The following is a 13,599-nucleotide window of genomic DNA, read 5'->3' on the forward strand; positions in this document are numbered from 1 at the left end:
TCGGGGCATGAAATACCTCGTTCGGGACAAAATGCTGGCCATCGGGGACGACTACTGGATCGAGGACGAGGACGGCCGGCACGCCTTCCTCGTCGACGGGAAGGCGCTGCGCTTCCGGGACACGCTGGAGCTGAAGGATCCGGACGGGCTGATCCTGATCACCTTGCGGGAGAAGCTGTTCACCCTGCGGGACGCGATGACGCTGGAGCGGGACGAGCGGCGGCTCGCGGTGATCCGCCGCAAGCGGCTCTCGCTGCTGCGCAATCACTTCCGGGTGACCCTGGCCGAGGGCACGGAGCTCGACGTCAGCGGGCGGATCCTGGAGCGCGAGTTCAAGGTCGAGTACGACGGGGAGCTGCTGGCTCTGGTCTCGCGGCAGTGGTACCGGGTCCGCGAGACGTACGCGGTGGACGTGGTCCGGGAGGACGCGGACGCGGCGCTGCTGATCGCGGTCGCGGTGTGTGTGATCCGGATGGCCGAGAAGGAGCGGGAGGGCGGGGTCAGTCCCGACGGTGTTCCCGGGCCGTGAGCTGCCCCTGGACGTAGGCGTCGGTCTCCGGCGCGTACGGGCCTCCGTGGTCGAACAGCAGGTCGGCGATGCGCTGCCACTCGGCGGCCTCGGCGCGGACGGCCGCGTCGGCACGCTCCAGGTCTCCGGCGGCCGCCAGCACCGCCTCCAGGGCGGCCTGTGCCTCGTGGTGGGTCATGCCGGTGGCCCCCTCCCGTACGCGCCGACGGGCTGCGATCTCCGCGGCGGCGGGCTCGTGCGGCTCCAGGGCGGCCTCCAGCACGGCCTCTGCGTCGTCCGTCACGTCGTACCCGCCTACTCCTCGTGGACCCGGCGGCCGGCGCCGCCCGTCCCCTTCGTCTGCCCGCAAACCCCGGCGCCAACCGGGGTCTCCGGGCCGGCGTCAGCGGCCCAGCCGGCGGTCCTTCAGGGCCGGGAACTGGGCGCGAGTGTCGGCGACCTTGGCCGGGTCCAGGTCCACGGTGAGGACCTCCTCGCCGGGGCCCGCCTCCGCCAGGACCTCGCCCCAGGGGTCCACCACCAGGCTGTGCCCGGCCTGCTCCACGCCCGCGTGGGTGCCGGCCGTGCCGCAGGCCAGGACGTAGGACTGGTCCTCGACGGCGCGCGCCCGGCTCAGCAGGGTCCAGTGCGCACGGCGGCGGGCGGGCCAGCCCGCGGCGACGACCATCGTGGTGGCCCCGGCGTCGACCAGGCCGCGGAACAGTTCCGGGAAGCGCAGGTCGTAGCAGGTGGCGATGCCGAGGGTCTGTTCCGGCAGGGTCACCGTGGTGAGGGAGTCCCCGGCGGACATCAGCACCGCCTCGCCCTGGTCGAAGCCGAAGCGGTGGATCTTGCGGTAGGTGGCGGCGAGCTCGCCCGCCGGGGAGAGGACGAGGGCGGTGTTGTAGAGGGAGCCGTCGCCGGCGCGCTCCACGACCGAGCCCGCGTGCAGCCAGACGCCGGCGTCGCGGGCCGCCTTGGACATGGCCTCGTAGGTCGGGCCGTCCAGCGGTTCGGCCTCTGTCTCGAACTGCTCGTAGGCGAACGCGCCGACCGGCCACAGCTCCGGCAGGACGACGAGATCGGAGCCCGCCTGCTCCCGTACGAGTTCGGCCACGCGGACACGTCGGGAAGACACCGACTCGCCCTCGTTCACTGCGATTTGGATCAGCGAGGCGCGCACACTACCACCGTCCTGGCGTTCAAGCCGTCAACTCGGGCCTACGATCGTCACACGAAAGCACTGCCGGGGTGCTCACCGGCAGCGTAGTTTTGGAAACTGAGTCCACCGCTTCCGAAACGCGCCATTGAACAGCACCGCGAGGGGTCCCGTTGACCGTCCAGCCGCATCCCGCCCTCCAGCCCTATGCCGACGCCTGGACACACTCCATCGAGGCGATATCCGAGTTGGTCCTCCCGCTGTCGGAGGGCGAGTGGAACCGGGCGACGCCGTGTCCCGGCTGGTCGGTCCGTGATGTCGTGTCCCACATCATCGGCATCGAGTGCGAGCAGCTGGGGGACCCGCGGCCGATCCACACCGTGGCGCGGGACCTGCGGCACGTGGTGGACGAGTTCAGCCGGTACATGGAGGTGCAGGTCGACGTGCGGCGTCACCACACCGCGCCGGAGATGACCTCGGAGCTGGAGTACACGGTGATCCGGCGCTCCCGGCAGCTGCGCAACGAGAAGCGGGATCCGGCCACCATGGTCCGCGGGCCGCTCGGTGACCAGGTGACGCTGGAGCAGGCGCTGCGGCTGCGGGCGTTCGACGTGTGGATCCACGAGCAGGACCTGCGGGCGGCGCTGGGGGTACCGGGGAACTGGGACTCGCCGGGCGCGTACGTGGCGCGGGACCTCCTGCTGGCCGGGCTGCCGAAGGTGGTGGCCAAGCGGGCGGGCGCGCCGGCGAACTCGGCCGTGGTGATCGACGTGCACGGTCAGCTGGAGTTCATGCGGACGGTCCGGGTGGACGGGGACGGCCGCGGCACGGTGGACAAGTCGCCTTCGCTGGGCCCGGCGGTGACCCTGACGATGGACTGGGAGACCTACGTCCGCCTCGCGGCGGGCCGGGTACGGGCGCACACGGTCGCGGACCGGGTGAAGGTGGAGGGCGACGTGGAGCTGGCGGACGCCATCCTCACGCAGTTCTCCGTGACCCCGTAGGGGCCCATCACGCCCATCACCGGTCGTTGCCGGAGGTCCGGGCCGCGGACCGACGCGACAGCCGGTGCCTGGCCCGGGCGCCGGCGGCCATGACGAGGGCGGCACCCAGCCCGCCCAGGAACTCCGGCACGGCGGCCGGCAGGACCTGCTGCACGTATCGCATGCGCTGCGTGTGCGTCTCCTTCAGGGGAAGTTGCGCTCTGCCGACCGGGGCCGGGACCGGCTGGGATTCCGGGACGGGCGGGAGCTCCCGCCGACCAGGTGCCACCCCGGTCAGGCCAGCGCGCGGCCCGGTTCCGTCGCGACGGCCCCCGGGGCCGCGGCGGGTTCCGGGGGCACCGCGCGGGCGCGTTCACCCTCACGGGCCAGGGCCAGGGGGCGCAGGCGCAGGATGCTGATCACGCCCAGCGCTTCGAGGACGAAGACCGTGGAGAAGGCGATGCGGTAGTTGTCGCCGGTGGCGTCCAGCAGGATGCCGACCGTCAGCAGGGTGGTCATGGACGCGATGAAGCCGCCCATGTTCGTGATGCCGGAGGCGGTGCCTTGGCGTTCCGCCGGGTTGGCCGGGCGGGCGAAGTCGAAGCCGATCATCGACGCCGGTCCGCAGCTTCCGAGCACCAGGCACAGCGTGACCAGCAGCCACATCGGCGCCCGGTCACCCGGGTACACGAGGACCGCCGCCCACAGCAGGGCGGTGGTGCCGACCGTGCCCAGGGCGAGGGGGATCCGCGCGGACTGGCGGCGGCCGACGATCTGGCCGTAGACCAGCCCGAGCGCCATGTTCGAGGCGACGACCAGCGTCAGCAGCCCGCCCGCGGTGGTCCGCGACAGCCCCTGTGCCTCGACCAGGAAGGGCATGCCCCACAGCAGCAGGAAGACCATCGCCGGGAACTGCGTGGTGAAGTGCACCCACAGGCCGAGCCGGGTGCCGGGTTCGGCCCAGGACTCCCGGATCTGGCGGCGTACGAAGCCCCCCGGAGCGGCGCGCGGCACGGGTCCGTACCCCTCCGGGTGGTCCCTCAGGAACAGCGTCAGCGGCACCAGGACCACCAGCCCCGCCACCGCGCTGCCCGCGAAGGCGGCGGTCCAGCCGATCTCGTGCAGGACCGGGGCGAGGACGAGCGTGGAGACGAGGTTGCCCGCCATGCCGACCAGCCCGGCCAGCTGCGCCATCAGCGGCCCGCGCCGGGCCGGGAACCACCGGGTGCCGAGCCGCAGCACCGATATGAAGGTCATCGCGTCGCCGCAGCCGAGCAGCGCCCGCGCGGCCAGCGCCATGCCGTACGAGGGCGACAGGGCGAAGCCGAGCTGGCCGACGGTGAAGAGCACCGCGCCCAGCGTCAGCACCTTCTTGGTGCCGAGCCGGTCGACCATCAGGCCCACCGGTATCTGCATGCCCGCGTAGACCAGCAGCTGGAGGAGGGAGAAGACGGCCAGCGCCGAGGCGTTGACGTGGAAGCGGTCGGCGGCGTCCAGGCCGGCCACGCCCAGGCTGGTGCGGAAGATCACCGCCACGAAGTAGACGGCGACGCCGATGCCCCACACGGCGACGGCCTTCCCGCCGCCCGGCGGGTCGGCGGGTATGCCGTCCCTGGCGGGGGAGGCGTTCACCGGACCGTTCACCGGCCCGTTCACCGGCCCGTTCACCCGCCCGTTCACCGGCCCGGCCCGCGCACCAGGGCCTCGACCCGGCCGATGTGACCGCGGACCGCCGCGGCCGCCGTGTCCGCGTCCCCGGCGCGCAGCGCGTCCAGGATCTCCGCGTGCTCGGCGAGCGTCCGGTCCAGCCGCTCCGGGTGGGCGTGCAGCAGGGCCACGCCCATCCGCAGCTGCCGGTCGCGGAGCTGGTCGTAGAGGCGGCACAGGATCTGGTTCCCGGCGCTGCGCACGATCTCGGCGTGGAAGCCGCGGTCGGCGGCCATCATCGCGGCGAGGTCGCCCGCGCCGGCGTGCCGGCGCTGTTCGTCGAGCAGGGCGGCGAGCCGGTCCAGCAGGCCCGGTGGGGCCGGCACGGCTCTGCGTACGGTGAACTCCTCGACCAGCAGCCGGGTTTCGAGGACGTCGGTGATCTCCTGCGCGGAGACCTGCAGGACCAGCGCGCCCTTCTTCGGGTACAGCTTCAGCAGCCCCTCGGTCTCCAGCCGCAGCAGCGCCTCGCGGACCGGCGTACGGGACACCCCGACGGCCGCGGCCAGTTCGCCCTCGGTCAGGAGGGTGCCGCCTTCGTAGCGGCGATCGAGCACCCCCTGCTTGACGTGCTGGTAGACGCGGTCGGCGGCGGTCACGGCAGTGGTGGGGGCGGACATGCGCACAGGATAGATACAACAGGGGTGCACGCCTCGCCGGGTCCAGGATGTGGACCGCGCCCGGGCCCTGCTGCACCGAAGGATGTACCGCGCCTTCGTCCGCACGCAGGACGTACGGGGCCCCGCGCGCCGGGACGCTGAAGTCATGGCCGACACCCTCCTCGCCCCGCCGGCGCACAAGACCGCCCGGCTCCCCCTCCTGGACGTCCTGCGCGGCGCCGCGATCCTCGGCACGCTCATGACCAACGTCTGGATCTTCGCCTCGCCGGGCTCGGAGTGGGGAGTGCTCCAGGGCGGTCTGAAGCCGCCCGACCCGATCGCCGACCCCTCCGCCGCCCACCTCGCCGAGAGCGTCTTCCGCTTCCTCGCCGACGGCAAGTTCCTGGCCCTGCTGACGGTCCTGTTCGGGGTGGGCCTGGCCATCCAGTTCGACTCCGCCGCCCGCCGCGGCGATCCCTGGCCCGGCCGCTACCCGCGCCGCGCCGCCTTCCTCTTCGTCGAGGGCACCGTCCACTTCGTGCTCGTCTTCGCCTGGGACGTGCTCATGGGGTACGCCGTCACGGCCCTCCTCGTCGCCTGGCTGCTGGCCCGCTCCGAGAAGGTGCGCCGGGGGGCCATGTGGACGGCAGGGGCGCTGCACCTGGCGCTGATGTCCCTGGTGACCCTCGACGCGCTGAGCCGGCCCGCCGGCGCCCCGAAGCACCCGGACCCGGCCGCCGTCGAGCTGTACGCCCACGGTGGCTATCCGGCCCAGATCGCCTTCCGCCTGGAACACTTCCTCGCGCTGCGCATCGAGCCGGTCATCTCCTTCGGGCTGCTCGTGTTCCTCTTCCTCCTCGGAGTGCGGCTGCACCGGGCGGGCGCCTTCGGCGCCACCGCCGAAGGCCGCCGCATCCGGACCCGGATGGCCGCCTGGGGCCTGGGCCTCGGGCTGCCGCTGAACGCCGCGACCACCCTCGGCGGCTCCGACTTCTACCTCCTGGGCCGCTACGGCGCCGCGCCGCTGCTCGCCCTCGGCTACATCGGCCTGATCGGCATCGCCCTCGACCGGCGGTGGATCCCGGCCCCGGTGAACCGCGCGCTGGGCTCCGTCGGCCGCACCGCCCTGTCCTGCTACGTCGCCCAGAACCTGCTCTGCATGCTGCTCTGCTACGGCATCGGGCTGGGCCTCGCCGACCGGCTCGGTGGCAGCGGCCCCTGGTGGGTGATGGGCCTGTGGGCCGGCGTGAGCCTGACCCTGGCCGCAGGATCGCGACTGTGGCTGCGCCGCTTCGACCACGGGCCCCTGGAGGCCGTACAGCGCACGGTCCTCAGGTCCCGCCGGTGACCGCCCCCACCTCCACGTCCAGGACGAACTCGTCGTACGGGGCCTCGTCCGGGTAGGGCGGCCGGACCTGCGCGAAGCGGATCCGGGCCCGGCCCCCGCCCGGGGGCCGGGCCCGGACCACGTAGGTCCGCTCCACCGCAGCCCCCGGCGGCGGGGCCGCCCCGGCGGCGGCCGGAAGCCCGGCGACCGCGGCCCCGGGAGCCTCCGCGACCGTCACCACGTCCGCGTCCCCGGTGACCTGCCAGGTCCACACGTACCCGCGCGCGCCGCGCCCGGTGAGCCGCAGCTCGTACGACTCGTCCGGGCCCAGCACGATGCTTCGTACCTCCACGCCCGCCCGGTCCTCTCAGACGGGGCCGATCACCGACCCCTCGTGCCAGCCCGCGCCGTCGCGCCAGTAGTGCTGAAGGCGGCGGTCGGTGCGCAGGACGATGACTTCCAGGTTGAACCCGAAACTGCCCTGCAGCATCCCGGTGACGGAGGCGACGTCGTGCCCGAAGACCGCGCTGCGCCGCCAGGGGGAACCGCCCGCGTTGCCGCGCCACCAGTGCTCGACCTGCCCGCCGGCGACGGCCACGCACAGCTCGTAGTTCCCGGCGGTGTCCTCGTCCGCGGCCCCGAACTGCCCCTCGATCAGGCAGGGCGCGGAGACGGCCGCCGTACCGCTGCCGAAGATCTCCCCGGCCCGCCAGGTGAAGCCGTTGGGATCGTCGCGCCACCACAGCTGCATGCGGCCGTCGGTGAGGGCGGCGACGAGGTCGAGGTGGCGGGCGCGGGTCTGGACGAGGGCGGGCCCGTAGTGGGCGATGCCGGAGGCGAACCGGCCGCCGTCGTTCCAGGTCCAGGGGGCGCCGTTGATCCGCCACCAGTGGTTCAGACGGCCGTCGGCGGTCCGGACGACCACCTCGAAGTTGCCCGGCTTGCCATAGTCGCTCTGGATGAACGCCGGGGTGGAGCCGACGGCCGCGTCACCCGGCCCGAAGAGGCCGCCGTCGCGCCAGGCCCCGCCGGACTGCTCGTAGTACCAGTGGCGCAGCCGGCCGCCGGTGGTCACGTGCAGGGACTCCATGTTGCGGTTGTAGGTGGTGCCGGTGAAGGCGGGCTGGCCGGAGGCGTCGGTGGCGAAGGTGCCCGCGCGGGCCCAGGCGAACGGGGAGTCGCCCTCGCGCCACCAGTGCTGGAGGCGGCCGCCGGGGGCGGTCGCGAGCAGCTCGAAGTTGCGGTGGGCGCGGCCGTTGCCGCTCTCGTAGACGTTGCCGGTGTGCAAGCGGCGCTTGGTCCACGGGTCGATGTTGGTGCCGCGCAGACCGCACTTGGCCCAGTGGTCGATGTTGACCTCGCCGTAGGCGATCCGGCCGTAGCCGCCGACGTGGTAGCCCGTCCCCCAGGAGTTCTTGAACAGCCAGCAGCCCGCCGCGTCGTCGTAGCCGACGATCAACACGCAGTGGCCGCCCGCGAGATGGCCGCTCGTACGGTGGTACACGCCGGAGCCGAGGCCGAAGAAGTCGTCGTAGACGTCGAAGCAGGCGGTCAGCGGGCCGACGGTGTCCAGCCAGACCTTCTGCTGCTCCACGTCGCCGAGCCGGACGTAGTCGGTGATCCGGACGGTCCGGCCGGACCGGTCCCAGCTGGGCGTGTACTCGGCGCGCCAGGCGTCGCGGCGGGCGGCCGGGAGACCGGCGGGCGGGGTGCTGTACGGCCAGCAGTCCGGGTCGGCGAGCCCGCCGTTCGCCTTGATCCAGTCGAGGGCGGTCTCCGGATTGCTGCCCTGGCCGCAGGTGAAGCGCAGGCCGTCGTGGACGTCCCCCTCGGAGCGCTCCGCCCATACGTCGTGCTCGATCCGGGCCATGGACTCCACCAGGCCGGCGGCGCCGAAGGCCCAGCAGGAACCGCACGGGTTCTGGTCCTTCACCTTGGTGATCCACGGCCATCCCCAGCGGCTGCGCCAGTCCACGGCGGCGGGCCGGGCCGGGGCCGCCGGCCCCTGGACCCCGGGCAGCAGCCCGTGGGTGGCGCGGCGCCGGGTCAGATGCGGATTGCCGCTGGCGTGGCCGATGATCCCCGGGAGATCGATCACCCCTGCTTCCTCGGCGGTGGTCAGATTCGCCCCGGGCTCCAGACCGAGCGAAGGCCGCGGCACGGGCTCCTCGTCGGCGAGGTGCTCCAGGACCGACCAGCGCGCCCCCTGCGCGACGAGCTGCGCACGCAGCTCCCCCACCGACTGGACAGATTCCTCCGGCATGGCGGCCCCCCAGCTGCAACCGTTCGGATCCAAGACCCGGGAGCGTCTCCCCGGCGCCCGGGGGCGTCAAGGGGGTTCGCACGGTCGCGCGGTGGCACGAGGGGGCGTGCCGTGGCGCGGGGCCACCGGAACCCGCCGGGCGTGCCGTGGCACCGGGCCGCCGGAACCGGCCGGGCGTGCCGTGGCACCGGGCCGCCGGATCCCGCCGGGCACGACGCGGTCGTCAGCCGTCCAGCGAGATCGCGTTCTTGGCGCGCTCCACCGATTCCTCGGACGCGGGTCCGCCCGGGTTCTCCGTCGCCAGCGCCTGGTTGAGGTCGACGAAGGGCCGCATCCGCTCCTCGTAGCGGGCGTACGCGGCGAGGTGGTCGCCGCCGGCCCGGGCGAGGGAGTCGGCCAGCACGTGGGCGCCCACCAGGGCCAGGCTGGTGCCCTGCCCCGAGAGGGGGGAGGGGCAGTAGCCGGCGTCCCCGAGGAGGGTGACCCGGCCCCGCGACCACTGGTCCATGCGGATCTGGGCCATGGCGTCGCAGTAGAAGTCGGGCGCCTTCCGGGCGGCCTCGGCGAGGCGGGCCCCTTCCCACCGCACGGACTCCAGCCTGTCGACGACGGTCCGCCGCAGGGCTTCGGCGGTGCGCAGTTCGGGTGCGAGGGGGGCGGACTCGAAGCCGAAGGCGACGCGCAGTTCGGTGTTGTCGCGGACGGGCATGATGCCGAAGCCCATGTCCCCGTCCCGCAGCCACATCTGCCAGTCCTCCAGGCCGAGGAAGTTGTCCGTGCCGAACACCGAGAGGTAGCTGCCCAGGTGGTGGGCGTAGCCCTCCTCGGGGCCGAAGGCCAGGCGGCGGACGGTGGAGTGCAGGCCGTCCGCCCCGACGACGAGGTCGAAGGTGCGCGGCGCCGCGTGCGCGAACTCCACCCGCACTCCGCTCCCGTCCTCCTCCAGCCCGGTGACGGTGTCGCCGAAGAGGTACTCGACGTCCGCGCGGGTGTGCTCGTGGACCATCCGCACCAGGTCCTCGCGCAGTACCTCGATGTCCTCGCCGTCGAGCCGGCCGCTGCTGAAGGTCGCCTCGGTGGAGCGGCCGACCTCGCTGCCGTCGGGACCGAGGATCGACATGCCGCGCATCCGGGTGCGTACGCGGCTCGCCGGCTCCAGCAGCCCCATGCGCTCCACCACGTCGAGCGCGACGCCGCGGATGTCCACAGCCTGCCCGCCGCCGCGCACGCCCGGGGCGCGTTCGACGACGGTGGGCTCGAAGCCGTGGCGGTGCAGGAGGTGGGCGAGGACGGGTCCCGCGATGCCGCCGCCGGAGATGAGTACGGTCCGCATGAGAAGCTCCTTCGGTGATTTGTACGCTGTACGCGCTCTGAATGTACGACGTACGCTCAGGCCTCTCAACTGGCAAAAAGACCGCCCTGTACTAGCTCAGACCGACTCCGGAGGAGATCTCCGCTGCTACCCTCTGCACTAGTACAGGACAGAAAGGCGGGAGAACGTGACGCAGACCACAGGCGCGGCAGGTGCGGCCGGCGATCCGCCCTACCTGCGCATCGTCGCCGCGATCCGGCGGAGCATCGCGGACGGGGAACTCGCCCCCGGGGACCGCGTCCCCTCCACCCGGCAGATCGCCGCGCACTGGGGCGTCGCGCTCGCCACCGCCACCAAGGCGCTGACCACCCTGCGCCTGGAGGGCCTGGTCGAGGCCCGCCCCCGGATCGGCACGGTCGTCGCCGGGAGCGCACCCCCCGCCCCCGCCTCCCCCACCGCACCGGCGGCCCGCAGGCGCCCCTCGCCCGCCCCGGACACCGAGCCGGAGCTGACCGTCGAACGGATCGTCCGCGCCGCCGTCGAGATCGCCGACGCCGAAGGACTCGCTGCGCTCTCCATGCGCGGTGTCGCGGCCCGGCTCGGTGTCGCGGCGATGTCGACCTACCGGTACGTGCCGAGCAAGGAGGACCTCGTCCTGCTCATGGCCGACGCCGCGTTCGGCGAGGCCCGCCCCGCCGACGCCTACCCCGCCGACGCCCCCGACGACTGGCGGGCACGCGTCGAGGCGGGCGCCCGGACCCTGTGGGCGCTGTACCGCAAGCACCCGTGGCTGGCCCGGATCGGCTCCCTCACCCGCCCGTTGCTGGTGCCCAACCTGCTGGTCCACGGCGAGTGGATGCTGGGCGCCCTCGACGGCCACGGACTCGACCCGACCACCCTCTTCGACATCCACGTCCTGCTCTACAGCCATGTGCACGGCCTGGCCGTCCACCTGGAGTTGGAGGCCGACGCCGAAGCCGCCACCGGCCAGTCGGACGACCAGTGGATGGACAGCCGCGCCCCCGTCCTCCAGGAACTGGTGGGCTCCGGCCGCTTCCCGACCTTCGCCAAGGTGGTCGGATCCTTCGAGGACGGTTACGACCTGCGGCTCGACGCGCTCTTCGACCTCGGCCTGGGGGCCCTCCTGGACGGCCTGACCCCCGTCGTCGAAGGCCGAGGACGCTCCGCCGGGCCCCGGCGGGGGCCCGTATAGGCTCGGGCCGTATGGGGACGTGGAGCGCGCCGAGCGCCATCGAGAGAGAGCTGTACGAGGCCAAGACCGCCGGCGACTGGGCCGCGTACTTCGACGTACTGGCCCGTACGCCGCTGTACGTGGCGCAGTCCCGGGCACGGTCCGACGCGCATCCCGACTCGGTGTTCTTCCACGCCACCCCGGACCGGATGCTCGTCGTCCACACCGCCGGCATGCTGCCCGCCCCCACCCCCGAGACGGTCTACGAGTCGCGGAGCCTGCGCTGGTTCTCCAAGGTCTGGAACGCCGACGACCCCGCCTTCCTCGCCGTGAACCCGGGCTCCCCCTCCGAGGCCTACCTCACCACCGCCCCCGCCGACCTGGCCCGCTGGCGCGCCCACGCGGAGGCCGCCCCCCACTACGGCCTGCCCGAGGGCAAGGTCCACGCCCTGTTCACCGGCGGCCCGCTGCACGGGCCCGTCGCCCACGGCCTCGCCGTCGGCGGTCATCTCGCGGTGACGAACGGCGAGTTCTGGAACTCCCTCGCCTACCACGGCAGCGGCTACCAGTACGAGCGCCGCCGCGTCGCGAAGAGCTGGAGCATCACCGACCGGCCCGACTGGCTCTCCACCCTGGAGACGCTGCTGGACCGCGGGATGGTCAGCCCCGTCTGGGAGTACGCGCTCCGCGTCCGCCGCGCCCTCGCCTCCGACTTCGCCGGGCCGGTGGACATCGAGCACTGGCGGCACGCCGCCGAGGCGAGCCTGCGCCGCAGCGCCGAACGCGCCGCCGAGCCGCAGCTCACCCCCGACGGGGTCACCGTCGCCCAGCCCCGTCCGGTCGCCGAGGTCGAGGGGGAGATAGCCGGTGTCAAACGCCTCATCGGCCGGATCACCCGCTACGAGCAGCGCTTCCGGGCCGACGGACTGCTCCCCGAGGACGGCTGGGTCCGCTCCGTGGAGGGCTGGGACATCGGCCGGGCCTCGCAGATGGCCCGCTGGGGCGTCGGCTGCCGCTACGGAACCGTCGCCGAGGCCGAACAGGCCGTACTGCGCGCCGGGGAGGCCGCGCGCGACACGTACCGCTCGTGGGCCGAGTTCTCCGCCGGGTACGTCCTCGGCCGGTGCCTGCACTTCGACGAGGAGGAGTTCGGCACCTGGTACACGACCGCCCTCGCCGCGCACCTCGCGCTGACGACCGACCCGGCCAGCCCCTGGCTCAACATCCCCTGGAACTAGGGTCCGTCCGGACGGTGTTGTCCGACCTCGGGTAGTCGGCGGACGCGGCCGGAAACCGGCGGCGGGCCACCGGGTCCCCGACTAGCCTCACCGCCATGACTGTTGAGCTGAACGAGACCGTGCGGGGGCTGCTCGACGCGCCGCACCCCGCCGTCCTTTCGACCATCAACCCGGACGGAAGCCCGCAGAGTTCGGTGATCTGGGTGACCCGCGACGGCGGCGACCTGCTGGTCTCCACCGAGCAGGGCCGCCGCAAGGAGCGCAACATCGTCCGGGACGGGCGGGTCGGCATCACCGTCTTCGACCTGGCCAATCCCTTCCTCTACGCCGAGATCCGCGGCACGGCCACCGTCACCGAGGACATCGGCCGGTCGGTGGCCGTCCGTATCGCCGAGGAGTACATGGGCCCGGGCGCCGGCAAGGAGTACGCGCAGGCCCCGGCCGAGGACGTCCGGGTGGTCGTCCGCATCACCCCGACCAAGGTCCTCGGCAACGCGGCCCGCTAGGACCGCCGGCGAGCGGCCCGGCAGCCCTCAGGGAAGGCTGGGCCGGACCGCCTCCCAGGCGTCGACCGCCTGCGCCGAAGGGTCGGCGTCCGCGAGGTGGGGCCGCACGAGCACCAGCCACGGGATCAGGCTCTTGATCCGGCGCAGGTGCCGGATCCGGTGGTACGGGAGGTCCCGCCAGACCCGGCCCTGCGCCACGGCCTGCTCCGGGGTCAGGTCCATCAGCGCCAGCAGCTCCCGGCACAGGGCGGCCGGGTCACCGCCCTCGTCCGGGCCGAACTGCTGGATCAGATAGACCTGTACGGAGGCCAGTTCGGGCGCCCGGAGCAGATCGGGCCCGCCCTCGGCCCGCGCGCAGCGGTGGGTGGCGGCCAGCGCGATCCGGCCCCAGCGCAGCCGGATCCCGTCCGGCAGCCGCTCGTCCCGCATCCGCACCCCGGCCAGGACGCGCAGGGTCCGCGGGTGCGGTTCGTCCCGCAGCGGCGGGCCGGTGGCCAGCCAGGCCTCCAGCTCCTCCAGCGAGTGCCCGTCGGGCGGCACCGAGGTGAGCACCTGTCCCCGGGTGAGCAGCGCGACCATGGCGCCCGCGAGGTGGACCCTCGCGACGTGCCCGGCGTCGAAGGAGCCGACGGCCCGCCCGTGGCGCTCGATGCGGCGCAGGCCGATCCTGGATTCCCCGACGGCGTAGACCTGTCCGGCCCGTGCCACCCCGCCGACGCACCGGACCACGCACACCCCGCCCGTGACGTCGGCCTCCTCGACGGAGTACACCTGCAATTCGGCGATGGACACCCGCGCCCCCTTC

At 73.4% G+C, this 13,599-nt stretch carries 15 protein-coding genes; 6 read left to right on the plus strand and 9 right to left on the minus strand.

Annotated features, from left to right (window positions below; genetic code table 11):
- The first annotated feature begins 7 nt into the window (after positions 1-7).
- Positions 8-529 carry an LURP-one-related/scramblase family protein gene (locus tag KO717_RS17715; RefSeq protein WP_301368761.1) on the plus strand — a complete coding sequence of 174 codons (522 nt, stop codon included), beginning with the start codon at positions 8-10 and terminating at the stop codon, positions 527-529.
- Here KO717_RS17715 and KO717_RS17720 read toward each other — a convergent pair.
- A complete protein-coding gene (locus KO717_RS17720) occupies positions 501-812 on the minus strand; it encodes a hypothetical protein (RefSeq protein ID WP_301368762.1) in 312 nt (103 codons plus the stop codon). The two genes, KO717_RS17715 and KO717_RS17720, sit on opposite strands and share 29 nt — an antisense overlap.
- A gap of 99 nt (positions 813-911) precedes the next feature.
- Positions 912-1,691 (minus strand): carbon-nitrogen family hydrolase, encoded by a 780-nt coding sequence (locus KO717_RS17725; protein WP_301368764.1) that lies wholly within the window; start codon positions 1,689-1,691, stop codon positions 912-914.
- Between the two features lie 149 nt (positions 1,692-1,840).
- Between KO717_RS17725 and KO717_RS17730 the strand changes: the two genes are divergently transcribed.
- Positions 1,841-2,671, plus strand: a complete 831-nt coding sequence (locus KO717_RS17730; RefSeq protein ID WP_301368765.1) for a maleylpyruvate isomerase family mycothiol-dependent enzyme — start codon at positions 1,841-1,843, stop codon at positions 2,669-2,671.
- A gap of 16 nt (positions 2,672-2,687) precedes the next feature.
- On the opposite strand, the gene KO717_RS17735 is transcribed toward KO717_RS17730, so the two are convergent.
- From KO717_RS17735 to KO717_RS17745, 3 genes are all read right to left on the minus strand, one after another.
- A complete protein-coding gene (locus KO717_RS17735; protein WP_301368767.1) occupies positions 2,688-2,834 on the minus strand; it encodes a hypothetical protein in 147 nt (48 codons plus the stop codon).
- Positions 2,835-2,944: 110 nt separating this feature from the next.
- Positions 2,945-4,282, minus strand: coding sequence for an MFS transporter (locus KO717_RS17740; RefSeq protein ID WP_301368769.1), 1,338 nt, complete (start codon positions 4,280-4,282; stop codon positions 2,945-2,947).
- A gap of 44 nt (positions 4,283-4,326) precedes the next feature.
- Entirely contained in the window at positions 4,327-4,977 is a 651-nt protein-coding gene (locus KO717_RS17745) for a GntR family transcriptional regulator (RefSeq protein WP_301368771.1), read from the minus strand.
- A 145-nt stretch (positions 4,978-5,122) separates the two neighbouring features.
- Here KO717_RS17745 and KO717_RS17750 point away from each other — a divergent pair, with 145 nt between their 5' ends.
- On the plus strand, positions 5,123-6,304 hold the full coding sequence (locus KO717_RS17750) for a DUF418 domain-containing protein (RefSeq protein WP_301368774.1): 1,182 nt from the start codon (positions 5,123-5,125) through the stop codon (positions 6,302-6,304).
- On the opposite strand, the gene KO717_RS17755 is transcribed toward KO717_RS17750, so the two are convergent.
- The 3 genes from KO717_RS17755 to KO717_RS17765 form a co-directional block, all read right to left on the minus strand.
- Positions 6,288-6,635, minus strand: a complete 348-nt coding sequence (locus tag KO717_RS17755; protein ID WP_301368776.1) for a hypothetical protein — start codon at positions 6,633-6,635, stop codon at positions 6,288-6,290. The two genes, KO717_RS17750 and KO717_RS17755, sit on opposite strands and share 17 nt — an antisense overlap.
- Positions 6,636-6,650: 15 nt before the next feature.
- The gene (locus KO717_RS17760; protein ID WP_301368778.1) at positions 6,651-8,546 is read right to left on the minus strand and encodes a C1 family peptidase; all 1,896 of its coding nucleotides are present in this window, start codon (positions 8,544-8,546) and stop codon (positions 6,651-6,653) included.
- A gap of 223 nt (positions 8,547-8,769) precedes the next feature.
- A complete protein-coding gene (locus KO717_RS17765) occupies positions 8,770-9,879 on the minus strand; it encodes an FAD-dependent monooxygenase (RefSeq protein WP_301368780.1) in 1,110 nt (369 codons plus the stop codon).
- A gap of 166 nt (positions 9,880-10,045) precedes the next feature.
- Between KO717_RS17765 and KO717_RS17770 the strand changes: the two genes are divergently transcribed.
- The 3 genes from KO717_RS17770 to KO717_RS17780 all read left to right on the plus strand — a co-directional run bounded on the left by KO717_RS17770 (position 10,046) and on the right by KO717_RS17780 (position 12,794).
- On the plus strand, positions 10,046-11,071 hold the full coding sequence (locus tag KO717_RS17770) for a TetR/AcrR family transcriptional regulator C-terminal domain-containing protein (protein WP_301368782.1): 1,026 nt from the start codon (positions 10,046-10,048) through the stop codon (positions 11,069-11,071).
- Positions 11,072-11,082: 11 nt separating this feature from the next.
- Complete coding sequence (locus tag KO717_RS17775; RefSeq protein ID WP_301368784.1) at positions 11,083-12,288, plus strand: DUF1266 domain-containing protein; 1,206 nt, start codon at positions 11,083-11,085, stop codon at positions 12,286-12,288.
- A 95-nt stretch (positions 12,289-12,383) separates the two neighbouring features.
- On the plus strand, positions 12,384-12,794 hold the full coding sequence (locus KO717_RS17780) for a PPOX class F420-dependent oxidoreductase (protein WP_301368785.1): 411 nt from the start codon (positions 12,384-12,386) through the stop codon (positions 12,792-12,794).
- A gap of 27 nt (positions 12,795-12,821) precedes the next feature.
- Here the strand turns inward: KO717_RS17780 and KO717_RS17785 are convergent, their stop codons facing one another.
- A complete protein-coding gene (locus tag KO717_RS17785; protein ID WP_301368787.1) occupies positions 12,822-13,586 on the minus strand; it encodes a hypothetical protein in 765 nt (254 codons plus the stop codon).
- Between the last annotated feature and the right edge of the window lie 13 nt (positions 13,587-13,599).

Source organism: Streptomyces xanthophaeus (genome assembly GCF_030440515.1).
Lineage (GTDB): Bacteria > Actinomycetota > Actinomycetes > Streptomycetales > Streptomycetaceae > Streptomyces > Streptomyces kutzneri.

Excerpts from the sequence above, each read along its gene's own strand:
- KO717_RS17715 (WP_301368761.1), top strand. The coding sequence starts at position 8 with ATGAAATACCTCGTTCGGGACAAAATGCTGGCCATCGGGGACGACTAC.
- KO717_RS17735 (WP_301368767.1), bottom strand. The coding sequence starts at position 2,834 with ATGCGATACGTGCAGCAGGTCCTGCCGGCCGCCGTGCCGGAGTTCCTG.
- KO717_RS17780 (WP_301368785.1), top strand. The coding sequence starts at position 12,384 with ATGACTGTTGAGCTGAACGAGACCGTGCGGGGGCTGCTCGACGCGCCG.
- KO717_RS17775 (WP_301368784.1), top strand. The coding sequence starts at position 11,083 with ATGGGGACGTGGAGCGCGCCGAGCGCCATCGAGAGAGAGCTGTACGAG.
- KO717_RS17760 (WP_301368778.1), bottom strand. The coding sequence starts at position 8,546 with ATGCCGGAGGAATCTGTCCAGTCGGTGGGGGAGCTGCGTGCGCAGCTC.
- KO717_RS17765 (WP_301368780.1), bottom strand. The coding sequence starts at position 9,879 with ATGCGGACCGTACTCATCTCCGGCGGCGGCATCGCGGGACCCGTCCTC.
- KO717_RS17745 (WP_301368771.1), bottom strand. The coding sequence starts at position 4,977 with ATGTCCGCCCCCACCACTGCCGTGACCGCCGCCGACCGCGTCTACCAG.
- KO717_RS17750 (WP_301368774.1), top strand. The coding sequence starts at position 5,123 with ATGGCCGACACCCTCCTCGCCCCGCCGGCGCACAAGACCGCCCGGCTC.